The organism is Xanthomonas sp. MLO165 (genome assembly GCF_018831305.1).
Lineage (GTDB): Bacteria > Pseudomonadota > Gammaproteobacteria > Xanthomonadales > Xanthomonadaceae > Xanthomonas > Xanthomonas arboricola.
The window spans coordinates 3,411,979-3,429,175 of record NZ_CP029263.1; the positions used below are offsets into that span (position 1 = coordinate 3,411,979).

Annotated in this window: 11 protein-coding genes; 3 read left to right on the forward strand and 8 right to left on the reverse strand. The window is 67.8% G+C overall.

What is annotated here, in order from left to right:
• Window positions 1-165: 165 nt before the first annotated feature.
• Entirely contained in the window at window positions 166-435 is a 270-nt protein-coding gene (locus DGN21_RS20220) for a hypothetical protein (RefSeq protein WP_252374665.1), read from the reverse strand.
• 76 nt (window positions 436-511) lie between these two features.
• Between DGN21_RS20220 and DGN21_RS14405 the strand changes: the two genes are divergently transcribed.
• Genes DGN21_RS14405 through DGN21_RS20225 form a run of 3 tightly spaced genes read left to right on the forward strand, consistent with a single transcriptional unit; the run spans window position 512 to window position 4,244 of the window.
• Window positions 512-1,981 (forward strand): VWA domain-containing protein, encoded by a 1,470-nt coding sequence (locus DGN21_RS14405; RefSeq protein ID WP_252374714.1) that lies wholly within the window; start codon window positions 512-514, stop codon window positions 1,979-1,981.
• 29 nt (window positions 1,982-2,010) lie between these two features.
• Complete coding sequence (locus DGN21_RS14410; RefSeq protein ID WP_215824964.1) at window positions 2,011-2,583, forward strand: sigma-70 family RNA polymerase sigma factor; 573 nt, start codon at window positions 2,011-2,013, stop codon at window positions 2,581-2,583.
• The gene (locus DGN21_RS20225; RefSeq protein WP_252374722.1) at window positions 2,580-4,244 is read left to right on the forward strand and encodes a hypothetical protein; all 1,665 of its coding nucleotides are present in this window, start codon (window positions 2,580-2,582) and stop codon (window positions 4,242-4,244) included. Before DGN21_RS14410 ends, DGN21_RS20225 begins: the two co-directional genes overlap by 4 nt.
• A 45-nt stretch (window positions 4,245-4,289) precedes the next feature.
• On the opposite strand, the gene DGN21_RS14420 is transcribed toward DGN21_RS20225, so the two are convergent.
• From DGN21_RS14420 to DGN21_RS14450, 7 genes are all read right to left on the reverse strand, one after another.
• Window positions 4,290-4,862 (reverse strand): GNAT family N-acetyltransferase, encoded by a 573-nt coding sequence (locus DGN21_RS14420; protein ID WP_102580834.1) that lies wholly within the window; start codon window positions 4,860-4,862, stop codon window positions 4,290-4,292.
• A 235-nt stretch (window positions 4,863-5,097) separates the two neighbouring features.
• Window positions 5,098-5,574: a chemotaxis protein CheW gene (locus DGN21_RS14425; RefSeq protein WP_024940325.1), complete on the reverse strand. Its 477-nt coding sequence runs from the start codon at window positions 5,572-5,574 to the stop codon at window positions 5,098-5,100.
• 35 nt (window positions 5,575-5,609) lie between these two features.
• Window positions 5,610-6,791 (reverse strand): chemotaxis protein CheB, encoded by a 1,182-nt coding sequence (locus tag DGN21_RS14430; RefSeq protein ID WP_024940326.1) that lies wholly within the window; start codon window positions 6,789-6,791, stop codon window positions 5,610-5,612.
• A gap of 7 nt (window positions 6,792-6,798) precedes the next feature.
• Window positions 6,799-14,112 carry an Hpt domain-containing protein gene (locus DGN21_RS14435; protein ID WP_215824965.1) on the reverse strand — a complete coding sequence of 2,438 codons (7,314 nt, stop codon included), beginning with the start codon at window positions 14,110-14,112 and terminating at the stop codon, window positions 6,799-6,801.
• A 113-nt stretch (window positions 14,113-14,225) separates the two neighbouring features.
• Entirely contained in the window at window positions 14,226-16,262 is a 2,037-nt protein-coding gene (locus DGN21_RS14440; RefSeq protein ID WP_016904289.1) for a methyl-accepting chemotaxis protein, read from the reverse strand.
• Between the two features lie 39 nt (window positions 16,263-16,301).
• Window positions 16,302-16,832, reverse strand: coding sequence for a chemotaxis protein CheW (locus DGN21_RS14445; RefSeq protein WP_003482487.1), 531 nt, complete (start codon window positions 16,830-16,832; stop codon window positions 16,302-16,304).
• On the reverse strand, window positions 16,832-17,194 hold the full coding sequence (locus tag DGN21_RS14450; protein WP_024940328.1) for a response regulator: 363 nt from the start codon (window positions 17,192-17,194) through the stop codon (window positions 16,832-16,834). The genes DGN21_RS14445 and DGN21_RS14450 overlap by 1 nt, the downstream gene beginning before the upstream one ends.
• Window positions 17,195-17,197: the final 3 nt, after the last annotated feature.

Here is a 17,197-nt window from a genome sequence, read left to right on the forward strand (position 1 = left end):
GGCACTGCACACAGCACTCAGCAGCGATCGAAAAAAATCTTCACCCCAGTTAACCCCGTTTGCCGCACTGGTCCGTTTACTCAACAGAGGCGCAGTGCACGGCGACCTCGGACGGTCCGTTGTTCACCCATCCCTTTTCGCCACGCAAAGGATTCCCATGCCCCGTCACAGCCTTCTTGCGCTCGCCTTGCTGCTGAGCGCCTGCTCGCACGAGCCGACCCAGCCGAACAGCGACAGTTCGCGCACCACCGTGCTGCCTGCAACCGCGCAGCCATCGCCACCCACCGCTTCGACACCCGCGCAGATCGAGGGCAGTCTCGCAGCGCCTGCCCTCGCCCACCCCATGCAGCCGCCGTCTGTGCCGAGTCCAGCACCGGCACCATCGCCATCCGCAATGCCGATGCCGATGCCGATGCCGATGCCAGCAGCGCCCATCGCACTTGAGGCCTCGGTTGCACAGCGGGCGCCAAGCGCCAAGTGGGTCGCACAACGCCCAATGCTCGACAACCGCATGCCGATGCCGCCGCTCCTGCCGGCACCGGCCGAAGACCGCGAAACCTATCAAACGCTGCGCGACAACCCGATCGTGCAGACTGCGGCGAATCCGGTGTCCACCTTCAGCATCGACGTGGACACCGGCAGCTATAGCAATGTGCGGCGCTTCCTGAGCGCAGGCACGCTACCGCCGGTGGACGCCGTGCGTGTGGAAGAGCTGATCAACTACTTCCGCTACGACGACCCCGCACCCACCAACGGCCAACCGTTCGCCGTGCGCACCGAACTGGCGCCCACGCCCTGGAACAACGACAGCCTGCTGTTGCGCGTCGGCATTGCCGGCCGCGACATCGCCAGCGCCGATCTGCCGCCGGCCAACCTGGTGTTTCTGGTCGATGTCTCCGGCTCGATGGACTCGCCCGACAAACTGCCGCTGCTGCAATCCTCGCTCAAGCTGCTGGTGCGTCAGTTGCGGGCGAAAGATCGCATCACCCTGGTGACCTATGCCGGCAACACCGCAGTCGTGCTGCCGCCCACGCCCGGCGACCAGCAGGGCCGCATCATCGAAGCCATCGACAGCCTGCAATCGGGCGGATCCACCGCCGGCGCCAGCGGCATCGAACTGGCCTACAGGGCTGCCCAGCAAGCCTATCTGCGCGGCGGCATCAACCGCATCCTGCTCGCCACCGATGGCGACTTCAATGTCGGCGTCACCGACTTCGATCAGCTCAAGGGCATGGTCGCCGAAAAGCGGCGCTCCGGCGTGGCGCTGTCCACGCTCGGCTTTGGCACCGGCAACTACAACGACACGCTGATGGAACAGCTGGCCGATGCCGGCGACGGTGCCTACGCCTATATCGACTCGGCGCTGGAAGCACGCAAGGTACTGACCCATGAGCTCGGCGCCACGCTGGCCACGATCGCGCGCGACGTCAAGATCCAGGTCGAATTCAATCCGGACACCGTCAAGGAATACCGCCTGATCGGCTATGAAAACCGCGCACTGCAACGCGAGGACTTCAACAACGACCAGGTCGATGCAGGCGAGATCGGCGCCGGCCACACCGTCACCGCGCTGTATGAAATCACCCCGACCGACGGCCACGCATCGGTGGATCCGTTGCGCTATGCCAACACCGCCACACCTCGAAAAGTGCGTGCAATCGACAGCGAACTGGCGCACGTCAAACTGCGCTACAAGCTGCCCGATGCACAACGCAGCCAGTTGCTCGACACGGTGGTCCGCAGCAATCAGCGCCGGGCCTTGAACGCCACCAGCGATGCCTTCCGCTTTTCTGCCGCAGTGGCCGGGTTCGGCCAGCGCCTGCGTGGCGGCACTCAGCTGCACGGCTGGGATTATCCGCAGGTGCGTGCCCTGGCCGCGGCCAGCCTGGGCAGCGACCGCTTCGGCTACCGCGCCGATTTCCTGCAGCTGGTGCAGCAGGCCGACGCACTGAGTAGCCGGCCAATCGCAACCACCGACTGATGCGCGCGGCACCTGCCTATACTGCGCGCATGCAACCTGCCGACCTTGCGCATCTTCCCGACGAGGAGCTCATGCTCCTCGTCGCCAATGGTTTTGTCGAACAGCCGGCCACCGAGTTGTTCACGCGTCACAACCGCGCCCTGTTCAACTTCCTGGCCTGGTTGTGCGAAGGCAACCTGAGCGAAGCCGAAGACCTCGCGCAGAAGACCTGGATCAAGCTGATGACCCGCTGCAGCGACTACCGCCCCGGGCAGGCCGCCTTCACCAGTTTTCTGTTCCAGATCGCGCGCAACGGCTGGATCGACACCCGTCGCAGCGCCTCTCACAGCACCTCGGTGGCGCTGGACGACGCCCATCTGCAACTGCCCGATGACGACCTGTCCACCGAGCAGCTGGCCATGCTCGGCCAGCAACACCATCGCGTGCGCGCCGCGGTGATGGCATTGCCCGACGCACAACGCGAAGTGGTGGTGCTGCGCTTCTTTGCCGAGCTCGGCGTCGACGAAATCGCCCAGGTGATCGGCGAAGGTTTCGAGACCGTCAAGAGCCGGCTGCGCTATGCATTCGCAAAGTTGCGCCTGAGCCTGGACGCGACCCGATGAGCCAGTCCTTCGATCGGTTTGTCGCCGGCAGCGATGGCCTTGCCGCACTGCTGCGTGCACTGCCGGCGCATACCCCGCCGGCGTCGATGCAGGCGTGGTTTGCACAGGCAGCACGCAACGCCGATGCCGAACGTGCGGCAGTGCATCCACCGCAGGACACCTTGCAGTTCGAAGCACCCGCCACGATGGCGGCGATGTTTGCGGCGGCCGCCGCGCAGGCGGAGCAGGCGCAGGCCGTACGGCGTGCTGCCGTGCAGGCGCGTCTGGCACAGGGCCAACCTATCGATCAGGCCGGGACGACGAACCTGGGCGAATCAGCGCGTGCGTGGATCGCCGCGCAACCGCTACACGCCGATACGGCAGAGCTGCGTCCGACCGCAGACGTGGCCGCAGCAGCAGCCGCGTCACTGGCTACCGCGGTACCGGCATCTGCGGAGGAAGCCGCCGTTGCATCTGGAATCGCATCGCGCGCGCTTCCCGGGCCTGATAGCGCGTCCACATCCACCTCCCATGCATCGGCGCAGGCGCAGGCAGCAGCAGCTGCCGCCACAGCAAGCTTAAATCCCGCCCCTGCCGGCAACCCAGCCGCCCGCCGACGCAGCAGCCGTCGCCCGCGCTGGATGCCGACGCTGGCCTTCGCTGCATCGATCACCCTGGTGGTCGGCATCGGATTGCAGTGGCAGGCCAGTCAGCCCACTGCGGAGGCGCCGCCAGCGGCTGCAGTCGGGACGTCAGTCGTCGAACCGTCGACAGTTCACCAAGCCAGGCGCGCGCCTGAGCAGCTCGATCCCGGCGCGGAGCATGCGTTGGTTTTGCCTGCGATGCCGGCACCGGCGGATGCCGACGTCTCCGAAACCGCAGCGCGCCCGAGCGCGGCAGCGCCCTCCCCGCCGCCAGCGCCGTCCCCCCTGCCATCGCCCGCCTTGCCCCCGGAACCAGTCAGTGCAGCGGCGCCTGTAGCGCCTGCGCCTTCATTCGACTCCGCACTCGCCGCCGACCCCACGCCAGGCACTGACCTGCAATCAGCCGACGCCCAGCCACCCGCGGCGCCTGCACCAGCTCCAGCCCCGATCGTCGCACTCCCTGAGGATGCGTCGGTGACTGGCTCGCTCGTAGCCAGTGCCCGGCCCAGCGCGCCTGCGGCACTTGCTCCCATCCCGCCCTCGCCAGCACCGGCATCACTGCCGGCCCCACCGCCGTTGACCGAGCAGGCGCAGATCGTCATCAGCGCAACAGACGGCACGCTGCAATCACGCGCGCCTGGCGCAGGCCAGCCTGCACCGCTGCGTGTGCTCCATGCGCCGTTGGCGCAGACGGACGCCGCCCGCGCAACACCGCCAACCAGCCAACCAGCCTTCAGCACCACGGCGGTCGACGCCGGGATGTCTCGAGCAAAATCTGCCCCGGTGCGCGTCGCGCCGATAAAGCGCGCCATGCCACCGGCCGACTGGCTTGCGCGCCACGCCGCCGCCGACGATCCCGCGCCGGCTCGGATCCGCATCCTGGCCGCCACACCCGATGCACCCGAGGTGCAGGACTGGGCCAGCCGACTGCGCGAGCGCCTCCGGCAACGCGGCTGGTCGACACAGGTGGAGGTCTTGCAGGATGCAGGGCTCGAAGCCGACCAGCTGCGTGTCGAGCCGCTGACCGCCACCCCCTAGGTCACCGCACATCGGGCATCGCTGTACCCGCCTGTGCAACCGGGCTCACGCACCCGCCGCCGGATCGTCGCCGCGCAACCTGCTGGTCAATACATGGTCGCGCCAGACGCCGTTCAATTGCAGGTAACGGCGCGCATAGCCTTCGATCTGGAAGCCCAGCCGCTGCAGCACGCGCGCACTGCGCAGGTTGTCGGGGACGTATTGCGCCATCACCCGATGCAGGCCAAGCGGGCCGAACGCAAACCCGATGCCCTGCGTGGCCGCCCACTGAATCAGGCCGCGCCCCTGCTGCTGCGCATCCAGGCCATACCCGAGATGACAGCCCTGGAAGGCACCGCGCTGGATCTGGGTGAAGCCGACCGTGCCGATCACCTGCGCATCGCGCAGCAACACCAGTTGCAACTCGCGCTCGCCCGGCACCGCGGTGCGGTAGGCGATGCTCAGCCGGCGCCAGCCCTCGGTGGTGTAGAACGCCGGTGGCCGCAGCGGCATCGCCGCGGCCAGATGCGCGCGATTACGGCTGTGGTAATCGGCCATCGCGGCCGGATCGACGATGGCCAGATCGCACAGCAGCACACCGTCGGCGTGCTCGACCGGCGCGAAGACGGGAAGACTCATGACAGCCGCGGGCGCGCCTTGCGCGCGGCGTGCGAGTTGTGTAGAGCAGGCTGACACATACAGATCACGCCCCCGCAAACGGTTGCCCTACGGCAGCAAGACATCCCAGCCATCTGCCGTGTCAGCATGCACTGCACGCAGCGCGGTGGCACTCGTCAGAGCAGCGCGGCCCCTACCCGATCCTCGTCCCGGCACTGCCCGCAACCGGGCAGCGTCGTCGCCCGGCAATGGCACATTAGGCGGCAACCGCCGCAAGCGCCTGCGCAACCTGCGCCTCGATCGCATCCAGGTTCGGCAGCAACGCGCTCTGCTCGCCCAGCAGCACGCGCATATGCACGCCGTCGGGCAGCGCATCTTCAGAAGCGTCGGCCAGCAGGCCGTCGCGCGGCACCGAGATCAGCTGCGGGAACGATGCGGTGAGCAAGGCGAAATACGGCAGCACAGGATTGCCGCCCAGCGCCTTGAGCACGATCACCTTGTTGTTGACCGCCGTAGGCTCCTCGCCCATGCCGCTCAAGCGCGCAAACGACAGCAGCGGCACCTTCCAGCCGTACCAGTCGATGCGCCCGACCACCCAGCGCGGCATCTCGGCCATCGGCTCGACCGCCACCCGCGACATCACCTCGGCCACCGTGGCGTTGGGCAGCAGCACGCGCTCCTGGCCGGCCTGGATCAGGACGCCGCGGATTTCGTCATTGTTGGCGTAGCTCATCGCACCTGTTCCGTTCTTGAGAGGAAGCGCCCGGCTTATGCCGGCCAGCGCTGCGCCAACGCCTGCGCCAGCTGCGCAGGGTCGCCGGTCAGAATGCCCTGGCGCGCCAGACGCGCCGCCGCGGCCGGGTCGTAACAGCCGTCGGCGGATTGACCGGCCAGCCAGCCGCCCTGCTCGGCCAGCGCCAGCGCGGCCTCGACCAGCGCCTCGTTGGCGCCGCTGAGCATCAGCACCGCGCTGTCGGTCGGCGGCAACGCGGCCACCAGCCCGGCCGGATCGGCCTGCGCGACAAACGCCAGCGCGCCGGCATGTTGCTGCACGCCGATGTCGTCGGACAGCACGTAGACCTTGCCCGCCGCAATCACCTGGCCGGCTTCGCCCAGTTCGACCGGCAATGCCGACACGCGTCCCATCTGCCGCACCAGGTTGCCGTACTGGCCGCCATCCAGGGTCATGCGCACCAGCACGGCGCGCGGAAACTCCGGCGGCAGCGCGGACAGCAGGCGACGGATCGCATCCGGGCCGCCGATACCGGCCAGTACCAGCACCGCACCGGTGGTGTCACCGGCCTGATCCAGCTCCACCAGCGACAGTCCGCCGGTCGACAACGCGTCCATGTTCAATTCGGCACGCGGGCGCACCACCACCGCGACCTCGTCGACCAGGCCCCAGGTACTGGAATCGCCCAGCGTCAGGCCCGGCGTGTCGGCCGCGGCCTCGGACGTGTCCACGCCCCGTGCGAACAAGGCATCGCCGGGCACGCTGTCGAACGCATGCGCGGCTGCCTGCAGATGCTGGTCCAGCTGCAGGTCCGAATGCTGCCGCGGCGCCAGTTCCAGGCCCGGTTCGGGCTGCAGCGACGGCTCGCTCTCGGTGCCTGGCGGCAGTACGTCGGCATGGCCATGCAGCTTGGCGGCCAGATGGCGCACCCAGCGCTGCGCTTCCCAGCCCTCGCGACGCACGGTCAGCTCGGCCTCGTCGAAGATCACCGTGACGCCGGGCATGTTGAAGGCCGGCTCCAGCGCTTCGAGCGCGTCTTCGATCGACGGCTCCAGCGCGACCAGCACCGCCACCGGCTCGGCATCGCGCAGCATCTGCACATCTACCGCGGAGGGCTCGTCTTCCAGCACCACGTGGGCGCCAGCCAGGCCGAGCGCTTCACGCAGCCGCTCGCGCGCCTGCCCGGGGCGGCCCAGCAGGGCGACCGGAGTTCCCATTGCGCCATTATTCTCGGACACGGGCGATCCCCAGCAGGTCATACACGTTTCGCATCAGATCCAACTCTTGGTAAGGCTTGCCCAGGTAACGTTGCACGCCGATCTCGAAGGCGCGCTGGCGATGCTTCTCGCCGCTGCGCGAGGTGATCATCACGATCGGCACCGCCTTGAAGCGCGGGTCGGCACGCATCGCGGTCGCCAGCTCGTAGCCGTCCATGCGCGGCATTTCGATGTCCAGCAGCATCAGGTCGGGCACGCGCTCCTGCAGCAGTTCCAATGCCTCGACACCATCGCGTGCGGTGGTGACATCCAGATTGTGGCGTTCCAGCACGCGGCTGGTGACCTTGCGCATGGTCAGCGAATCGTCCACCACCATCACCAACGGCACCTGGCGCTGCGATTCGGCCGGGGTTTCCGGCGCCGGACGCGCCGGCTGGCTGAGATAGCGGCGCACCAGCGGGGCCACGTCCAGGATCACCACCACGCGGCCATCGCCGGTGATGGTGGCGCCGTAGATGCCCGGCACCGAAGCGATCTGCAGGCCCACCGGCTTGACCACGATTTCGCGGTTGCCCAGCACCTGATCGATCGCCACCGCCGCGCGCAGGTCGCCCGCACGCACCAGCAGCAACGGCACCTGTGCCTGACCATCGGCACGCGCGGCGGCCTGGCCGACCAGCGAGCCGAGATCGTGCAGCACGTACTCCTCGCCGGCGTAGTGGTAGCCGCCCTCGCCCGACTCGTAGCGGCTGCGCGAGATGCGGCCGATACCGCTGACCGATGCCACCGGCACCGCGAAGGTGGTGTCGCCGATGCGCACGAACACCGCCTGGGTGACCGCCAGCGTCTGTGGCAGGCGCAGGGTGAAGGTGACGCCCTGGCCGCGCACCGAGTGGATGTCCACCGAGCCGCCGAGCTGACGCACTTCGTTGCGGACCACGTCCATGCCCACGCCACGGCCGGCCAGCTGGCTGACCTGCTCGGAGGTGCTGAAACCGGAGGCGAAGATCAGCCCATCCAGTTCGGCCTCGCTGAGTTCCTGGCCGGGTTCGATCAGGCCGCGCTGCTCGCCGCGGCGACGGATCGCCTCGCGGTCCAGCCCGGCGCCGTCGTCGGCCACTTCCAGCACGATTTCCGAGCCTTCGCGGCGCAGACGGATCGCGATGCTGCCCTCTTCCGGCTTGCCCGCGTCGCGCCGTTGCTCCGGCGCCTCCAGGCCATGCGCCACCGAGTTGCGCAGCATGTGTTCCAGCGGCGCGACCATGCGGTCGAGCACGTTGCGATCGAGCTCGCCTTGGGTACCTTCCAGCAGCAGATGCACCTGCTTGCCGGTATCGGTGGCGGCCTGGCGGACCACACGGCGCAGACGCGGCACCAAGCCGTCGAACGGCACCATGCGCGCACGCATCAGGCCGTCCTGCAGCTCGGAGCTGACGCGCGACTGCTGTTGCAGCAAGCCGTCGTATTGACGCGAGAGATCTTCCAGCACGCCCTGCAAGCCGCCCAAGTCGGCGGCCGATTCGTTCAGCGCGCGGCTGAGCTGCTGCAGGGTGGAGAAGCGGTCCAGTTCCAGCGGATCGAAGGTGCGATCGCCCTGATCCTGCTCGCGCTGATAACGCGCCACGATCTGCGCTTCGGTTTCCAGATCCAGACGACGCAACTGGTCGCGCAGACGGGCGTTGGTGCGATCCAGTTCGCCCATGGCGCCGCGGAAGGCGCCCATCTGCTGTTCCAGGCGCGAGCGGTAGATCGCCACTTCGCCGGCGTGATTGACCAGGCGGTCGAGCAGGTCGGCACGCACGCGCACCTGTTCCTGCTGCGCGCGCGGCAGCAGTTCTTCCTCGACCTGGCCGTCGACCGGGATGGGCGCCGACAGCGGTGCCGGTTCCACCGACGCCTTGGCGATCGCACGCACATCGGCGTCGCTGGGCTCTGCGGCATTGCGGCCACGGGTACGGGTTTCGAAGGCTTCCACCAGGTCGGTCGGCATCGCCACGGCGCGGTGCATGCCGGTGCGGGTCAACAGCTGATGCAGGCGGTCGAAGCCGCGCTCGAACAGGCGCACGTCGTCGCGGTCGATGTCGGTCCGGTTGGCCGCCACCGCTTCGAGCAGCGATTCGATCGCATGGCCGAGGTCGCCGATGGCGTTGATGCCGGCCATGCGCGCGCCGCCCTTGAGCGTGTGCAGGTCGCGCTGCAGTCCGTTGAGGACCTCGCGGTCTTCCGGCACCTCGCGCATGCGGGCGATCAGACCATCGCAATGGTCGAGCAGGTCGCGGCCTTCCTCGACGAAGATGTCGACCAGTTCGCCATCGAGCTGGTCGAAGTTGAGCGGGCCGGTATCGAAGGCTGCGCCCACGTCGTTGGCGGCGCTATCGCCCGCCGCAGCGTCTTCCACCGGCGCGCTGAAGGCCACGGCTGTGACGTCTTCGTGTTCGCTTGCGGAGTCGGTAGATACGACTTGCTCTGTGTGTCCGACCTGTTCGGCGTGCTCGGGATACTCGACTTGTTCGGCGTGTTCGACTTGCTCGGGATGCTCGACAGCATCCGTGTTGGCAGCCTCGAGCGTCGCGTCTGCGTCTGCGTCTGCGTCTGCGTCTGCGTCTGGATGCTGCGCGTGGACCTCGGCATCGGCATGGGTATCCGCCTCGGCGTCAGCAGCGACGTCCGAATGCAGCTCCGGCGCAATGTCCGACTGCGGATCACCGGTCTCTTCGACCTGATCAGCCACCTGCGCCATCTCGAAGGCTTGCACCGACTCGATGGTGTGTTCGGGTAGCGCTTCGGCAGCCTGCTGTGCGTCTGCAGCGTGGTCTGCGTCTGCGGGCTGTTCAACCTCTGCAGTTTGTTCCGCCGCTGCAGACTGTTCTGTTTCTGTAGCCTGCTCTGCTTCAGCCTGCCCTGCTTCTGGAGTCTGCTCGGCTTCCGCAACGTGCTCGACTCCGTCGGCATGCGTGTGCGCGTCTAGGTGTTCCTGCTCGTCCGAATCGACATGCGCTTCCGATTGCGCAGCCTCGTCCGTATGCGCAGGTTCCTGCAGGTGCACCTGCTCGCCCGACAGCGCATGTTCTTCGGAAGACGGATGCTCGCCCAACTGCGCCGTGTCTTGCACCTGCAACTGGTCGCCAAGCTGCGCGTCGGCATCCTGCGGCAACGCGGCATCGCCGTGCTGCGCTGCCTCGTCGGCGGGCGGCTGCGCCTGCGCACCGATAGCCTCGTCGTGCGGGGTGGACACGTGGTCGCCCTGCCCGGTCGACTCGCCATCCAGCGCCGCGCTGTCCTGCGTCCAGTCTTCGCTGGTCGCCGCATGCGTGTGGTCGGCCAGCGGGGCCTGCGCATGCACTGCTTCCAATGCCTCGATGGTCTCGACAGGCGCTTCGTCCGTGGACGCCGCGTCATCGCTCAATGCCGCTTCGGCATCCTGCACGCTTGCGTCAGCCTCGCGCTGGTCGTGCTGCTCGTACTCGGCAGCATGCTCGCCCGGCGACTGCTGCTCGGCGTCTGCACGCTCGGCAGCAAGCTCCCCGGCTTCGGGTGCGGCGAGCGTCTGCGCATCGCCCAACGCGGCTTCCACGTCGGACAACTCGTCCACTGCCACGTGCTCGCCAGCTTCCGGCACGTCGCCTGCGTGCGCATGCGATGCCGCATCGACATGGCTAGCCTGCTGCAATCCGGTCGCATCCCAGGCATTGGCGTCGACCACCGGCTCATCGGCCGGGGTGTCGTGCCCATCGACGCCAGGCGACTCAGCCTCGGCTTCGTGCTGGTGCTGGTGCTGGTGCTGGTGCTGGTGCTGGGCAGCATCGCCATGCGACGCCTCGGCGACCTGCTCCGCTCCCGCATCGGAGGCGACTGCATCCCCGGCCGGGGCCTGCGCAGTCTCGACCGAATCAGCAATCTGCTCCTGCTCCAGCGCAGCAAGGTCAGCCGTCTGCGTCTGTTCATGCGGTGCCGGTGCGTCCAGCGCAAGCGACGAGGTGTCTTCAGCCTCGGCCTCGGCCAGCTCGTCCACCGCGATCGGTGCGTCGGCATCGGCGTGCGCATCGGCATCCGCTGCGTCATCGGCGGCATGCACGGGCGCGCTGTGATTGCTCGTATCCGACGGCAGCGCGCTGGCGTCCAGATACTGCGACAGATCCTGCGCCCCGGTCAGCTCGACCGCCGACTCGCTGCTGACCGCCATCTCGCCCGGCGCATCCAGATCTTCCAGCTCGTCCAGGAACGCCTGCGGTGGCCACTGCGCTTCCGGCAGCGTCTCCACCAGCGCGCGCAGGCGTTCGCTCAACGGCGCAAACGACGGAATCAACGGCGCATCGGCGCGCAAGGCGGTCACGGTGGTGGCGATTGCCGACGCCGTTGCGGCAATGGCGTCGATGCCCTCCTGCGAGGGGAGCAGCGACGCGGCAAGCAGACGCTTGACGTAGCTCTCGGCCGGCGTGGTCACCAGCGTGATTTCCGGCACGTCGGTCATCGCAAACGCGCCACTCATGGTGTGCACCGCGCGCAGCAATTCTTCGCTTGCCAGCTGCGGCTCGGCCTGGTTGGCCTGCAGCCATGCGTTGACGGTTTCCAGATGGGTGGCGACTTCGGCTTCCAGGATCTCGCGCAGCACGCTATCCACCGAGGCCGGTGTGCCACCGGTCGCCGCGAACACGCCTGCCGCTGCCGGAATGAAGGCGACATCCGCAGCCACCGGCGTTGCCAGCGCGGCCACGTAATAGACTTCTTCGCCCGCGGCCACACGCTCGGCAACTGCCTGGATGTCCGGCAGATCGGCGCTGATGCGGCCCTGGTCGCGCAATGCGGCGTTGAACTGCGGCAGCACCTCGTAGGCCAGTTCGACCATCGCCACCACCGCCGGGCTGGCCGGCCGCGAGTTGTCGAGCACGCGGTTGAGCATGCTCTCGATCTTCCAGCTGAACTCGCCGAGCACCTGCGCGCCGACCAGGCGACCGCTGCCCTTCAAGGTGTGGAAGACGCGGCGGATCGGGCGCAGGTTGTCCTGGCTGTGTGGCGCGGCACGCCAGACCGGCAGCAGCTGGCCCAGATTGACCAGCTCTTCGTCGAATTCCTCCAGGAATACGTCGCGGATGTCGTCGTCGATATCGCTGTCGCCAAAGCCGCCGAAGATGCCGGCATCGGCACTGGCCTGGGCCGCTTCGCTCGCTGCCGGCTCGGGCGCTGCCTTCGCAGTCTGACTGTCGGCATCGGTCGTGTGCTGTACCTGCTGACGCTGCACATCGAACTGCGCGGCGGCCGCGTCGAGCTGGGCCAAAAACACCGTCGATGCGGCGTCCAGTTCGAACTCGCTGACCACCGCCTGCTGCACGCGCGGTGCGCTCTGCTCGGCGGCGTCGTCGGCCGGGGCTGGCTGCGGTTCGGGCGCGGAGTCGACGAACGGGTCGTCCAGCTCTTGCGGCGCCACGGGCGGTAGCGGCGGCGGCGAAAACGCATCCTCGATGCTGGTCTGCGCGCGGCCGGTCTGGGCCTGTGCGATGAAGTCCAGCGGTGCCTCGCTCTGGTCGGCATCGCCAGGCAACTCGATCTGCTCGATCTGCAGCGGCGTCGGTTCGGCAACCGCCGGCGTGGCGCTGTCGTCCTGCTCCAGCGCACTCAGATCCACGGTGTAGCTGACCTGCGCGGCATCGGCCGACACGCTGCCGTCCTGCTCGGCCAACACCGGGTCGAAAATGGAGGTGGCGATCGGTGCGGCGTGCTCGGTGGTTTCCAGCTGCCAGTCGCCGGGCGCCTGCGCGCCATCGTCGGACAGGTCCAGCGGCGCAACCGTAAACGGCACGTGCGCCTGGCCGGAGACGGTTTCCTCGGCGGCGACCGGGTCGAACGAAAACACCGTATCGGTAGCGGCAGCGCCGGTGTCGTGCACCACGCTGGCGGCGAACGGCGCCTCGACCACGGTTTCGTTGGCCCATTCCAGCGACGGCGTCGGCGCAGCGTCGTTGGCCGCCAGCGCCGGGGCAGCGGCCTGCTGCGCGAGCGATGCGGCGAGCTGCTCGGCCACGCTGCCCGGCTGGTCGGCACCGACCGGCAGGTCGGACGGCTGGCCCGAGGGCAGCGGCCAATAGCGCAGCGTTTCCAGGCTGTTGCGGGTGATGTCCAGGATTTCTTCGCGGCCGGGACGGCGCTCGCGCAGGGCTTCCAGGTAGTACTCCAGGCTGGCCATCGCATCGGCCAGGGTGTCCAGCTGGCGCCCGCTGGGCACGCGCTGCTTGCCGATCAGTTCCAGATCGACATAGCGGCGCACGCCTTCCAGGTAATCGGCCGCCTGCGGCAGCTCGAGGATGCGCAGCGCACCGCCGACTTCGCCGAGCAGATGCGGCACGTCGGCCAGGCGGGCGTGGTCCCAGTTGGTCTCGATGAAGGCGACGAAATGCTCGCGCGCCGCACCGAAATTGGCGATCGCCTCCTGCGCCAGCACGTCCACCGTGCGCCGCACTTCCGAGGAGGTGGCGCTGTTGCTGGCTTCATTGCCGTCGCCGACATCGGCGCCCAGGCTGGCGACCTGGTCATCCAGCGAGGCATCGACATACAGCAGCGCGCCGGCGATATCCAGCAGCACGCCTTCGTCCATCTGCACCTGGCCGTCGACCACGCGCGCCAGCGCATCGCGCTGCTGCACGACCACATTGCGCGCCACGCCCAGGCCCATCATGCCCAGGGTGTCGGCAACGCTGCCGAGATCCTTGACCTGGGTCTGCAGCTCGGCGATCTCGCCGCCGGTACGCAGGTGCAGGTCCAGCGCGTCCTTGACGCGCAGCAATTCTTCCTTGACCGCGTTGCCGACGGTGTCGAGCAACTCGCGATTGCGCCCGCTCAGGCTGCCGCGCGCGTGATCCAGCTCGGCCTCGGTGGCGACGCCGGCCTGCGGATCGAACGCGAACAGCACGCTTTCGCTCAGGCCGGGCTGACCACGCGTGGCACGGATTTCATTGAGCAGCGGCAGCAGCACGATCGGAATGTCGCGGTGACCGTTCTGCAGGCGCTCCAGGTAGTCGGGCAGCAGCACGGTGCCGCGCATCAGCATGGCGCAGGCTTCGTCGCGGTCGGCCACCTCGCCGACCTGCACCGCCTGGGCCAGCAGCTCGAGTTCTTCGGCCACCATCGCCGGGGCGTACAGCTCCACCATGCGCAAGGTGCCCTGCACCTGGTGCAGATAGCCGGCGCAGAAGCGCATCCGACTGGTGTCGGACGGTTCTTCGGCAAAGTACTCGATCTCGTTGCGCGCCTGGCGCAACGTCTCGTCCAGCTCCGGCTTGACCCAGCCCAGCGCGGCGTGACTCATCGCATCGCGAAGCGCACTCATTGCAGCCCCCTGCCTACGGCCGGGGTACCGCCGAGGCGGCCACCGGTCTGTTCCTGCATCGACGTAACGCTACTACGCGCCATCTGCTGATCCTTTCCCGTTCCGCGTCGTGCTCACGCCGGCAGCTTGAAGTCGGCGACCGAACGGCGCAGATCGGCAGCGAGCTGAGCCAGGTTGCCGATCGACTCGGCCGTCTGCTCCGCACCCTGCGATGTCTGGCTGGTGATCTGACGGATCACGCCCATGGTCTGTGTGATATCCGTCGCTGCGGCCGACTGCTGGTGCGCGGCGATGGAGATGTTCTTGATCAGGTTGTTCAAGGCGTTGGACACGCGCTCGATTTCGGTCAGCGCGGTGCCGGCGTCTTCGGCCAGGCGCGCACCGGACACCACTTCGGAGGTGGTCTGCTCCATCGAGCTGACCGCCTCGTTGGTATCGGCCTGAATGGTCTGCACCAGGCCTTCGATCCGCCGAGTCGCGCCGGAGGTGCGTTCGGCCAGGCGCTGCACTTCGTCGGCCACCACCGCGAAACCGCGACCGGCCTCGCCCGCCGAGGCGGCCTGCACCGCGGCGTTGAGCGCCAGGATGTTGGTCTGCTCGGAAATGTCGTTGATCAGTTCCACGATCGAGCCGATCTCCTGCGAGGATTCACCCAGGCGCTTGATGCGCTTGGAGGTTTCCTGGATCTGGTCGCGGATCTGGTCCATGCCCTGGATGGTCTCGCGCACCACGCCGGCACCTTCGGCGGCGATCACCACCGAGCGCTGCGCCACTTCGGCCGACTCGGTGGAGTTGCGCGACACCTGTTCGATGCTGGCGGCGATTTCGCTGATGCGCTCGGAGGCGGTGGTGATCTGGTTGGCCTGCTGGCCGGCGGCGTCGGCCAGCTGCATCGCGGTGGCCTGGGTCTCCTGGGTCGACACGGCGACCTTGGCCGAGGTGTCGTTGATCGTGGTCACCAGGTGGCGCAGCTCATCCACGGCGTAGTTGATGGCGTCTGCAATCGCGCCGGTCATGTCCTCGGTCACCGAGGCCTTGACGGTCAGGTCGCCCTCACCGAGCGAGCTGATTTCGTCCAGCAGCCGCATGATCGCCTGCTGGTTGCGGCTGTTGAATTCCACCTGCGCCTGGTAACGCACGTCCTGCTCGCGCGAGCGTACCCGCACCGAGCTCCAGACAAAGCCAATGATCGCCAGCAGCGCCAGCAGGCCGGACACCACGCCCAGCCAGAAGTTCGGAAACAGGCGCGTGTCGCGCACCGAGCCGAACGCCGAGAACGCATCGAACAACTTCTTGCTGTCGTCCAGCATCTTGTTCGAGCCGGCGGTCAGCGCGGCGGCCGAGGACTGCGCGGCGAACAGGTTGCGCGAGCTGGCCAGGATGGCGTCGACGTCCTTCTTCATCGTCGCCCACTGCGCCTGCGACTGCTCCAGCGCCGACAACGCGGCCGGGTTGCGCACCGCGGCGATGCCCAGTTCGTCGTTGCCCGCGCGCAGGCCTTCGAGCATCTGCGTGAACACCACCGAGTCGCGTGCCAGCGCATCGCCGGAGGCGGCGGCATTGGCGCCACCGGCGCGCATTTCGGTCACCCGGCGCGCCATGGTGCCGGCGACCACGACCTGCTGCAGCGTGTTGTAGATCTGCGAGGCGGGCGCGCCGCTGACCGTCATCGCGCGCACCACTTCATTCAACTGCGCCTGCAGCTGCGGCACGCTGCCGGAGAAGCGTTCGGCGTTGCCGGACAGACCCAGCACCGCCGGTTCGCTAGCGATGACCTGATCGGCGTTCTTGCTCAGCGGCACCCAGGTCGCCTTGAGCTGGGCCATCGAGCTGGCGACCGAGCCTTCCTGGCCGTAGCGGCCATCCAGTTCGCTGACCGTGCTGTCGATGCGGGCCTTGGTCTCCTTGAACGCGGCAAACGCCTTGGGGTCACCGGAGACCGCTTCGCGGCCCTGGTTGGCCAGCTGCTGCGACAGCACCTGCAGATCGGCCGCGCCGGTGCCGGCACCGGCCAGGCGACTGCCCTGCCAGGTGGCGACGCCGGTATTGGCGCCGAACACGATCATCGACAACACCAGCAAACCAAGCCAGAAGCTGGTGCTGACGCTGCCGAGCTTGTTGGTCTTGCGGGCGTCCGGGGCGGTACTCATGGTTCGACCTCGATCTGTATGACGTGGCGGGGTCGCGGCTTAGGCCGCGGCCTGCCGGAATTCAGGAGTGCGCGACAGCAACGCCAGGGAGAACACACCCCAGTCCTGCGTCTCGTTGCGGAAGGCACGGTCGATGAAGTGGGCATAGCGGCCTTGCGCCAACTCGCCGGGTTCGACCGCCTGGACCTGCTCGAAGCTACGCTGGCCGTACAGCTCGTCGATAGTCAGCGCGACGTCGCCGCCGCTCTGGCGCATGATCAGCACGCGCTGGCCTTCCTGCAGCACCGTCCGCCGGCCCTCCAGGAACTGCTTCAGATCGATCACCGGGAACAGGTTGCCGCGCAGGTTGCCCACGCCCAGCAGCCAGGGCTGTGCGCCCGGCACCGGAGTGACCGGCGGCATCGGCACGATTTCCGCGACTTCGCGGAAATCCGAGACCAGCCGCCGGGTGCCGACGCGATAGCCGACGCCGCGCCAGATGTCGGCCGAGAACTGGCGTTCCGGCAGCGGCGTGGCGTGCGCAAGACTACGACGCTCGTAGTCTTCGAGAATGTCGAATGGAGAACGCATCAACGCACCAGTTGTTTGATGCGGGCGATCAGATCGTCTTCGCGCGGCGGCTTGACGATGTAGTCGCTGGCACCTTGCCGCAAACCCCAGGCCTTGTCGGTTTCCATGCCCTTGGTGCTGACCAGCAGCACGGGGATGTCCTTGGTGGCCTGGTCGCGCGCCAATGCACGCGTTGCCTGGAAACCGCTCATGCCGGGCAGCACCACGTCCATCAGCACCAGATCGGGCGCCTGGCTGCGAATCAGCGCAAGTCCCTCTTCGGCATTGTCGGTGGCGACGACCGTATGGCCTGCTTTTTCCAGCCATTGACTGAAGACTGCCCTGTCGGTGGGCGAGTCCTCGATCAATATAATTCGAGCCATGTT

Coding starts and splice junctions, on each gene's coding strand:
- DGN21_RS20220 (WP_252374665.1), bottom strand. CDS start 435: ATGGGCGCTGCTGGCATCGGCATCGGCATCGGCATCGGCATTGCGGAT.
- DGN21_RS14405 (WP_252374714.1), top strand. CDS start 512: ATGCCGATGCCGCCGCTCCTGCCGGCACCGGCCGAAGACCGCGAAACC.
- DGN21_RS14410 (WP_215824964.1), top strand. CDS start 2,011: ATGCAACCTGCCGACCTTGCGCATCTTCCCGACGAGGAGCTCATGCTC.
- DGN21_RS20225 (WP_252374722.1), top strand. CDS start 2,580: ATGAGCCAGTCCTTCGATCGGTTTGTCGCCGGCAGCGATGGCCTTGCC.
- DGN21_RS14420 (WP_102580834.1), bottom strand. CDS start 4,862: ATGAGTCTTCCCGTCTTCGCGCCGGTCGAGCACGCCGACGGTGTGCTG.
- DGN21_RS14425 (WP_024940325.1), bottom strand. CDS start 5,574: ATGAGCTACGCCAACAATGACGAAATCCGCGGCGTCCTGATCCAGGCC.
- DGN21_RS14430 (WP_024940326.1), bottom strand. CDS start 6,791: ATGGGAACTCCGGTCGCCCTGCTGGGCCGCCCCGGGCAGGCGCGCGAG.
- DGN21_RS14435 (WP_215824965.1), bottom strand. CDS start 14,112: ATGAGTGCGCTTCGCGATGCGATGAGTCACGCCGCGCTGGGCTGGGTC.
- DGN21_RS14440 (WP_016904289.1), bottom strand. CDS start 16,262: ATGAGTACCGCCCCGGACGCCCGCAAGACCAACAAGCTCGGCAGCGTC.
- DGN21_RS14445 (WP_003482487.1), bottom strand. CDS start 16,832: ATGCGTTCTCCATTCGACATTCTCGAAGACTACGAGCGTCGTAGTCTT.
- DGN21_RS14450 (WP_024940328.1), bottom strand. CDS start 17,194: ATGGCTCGAATTATATTGATCGAGGACTCGCCCACCGACAGGGCAGTC.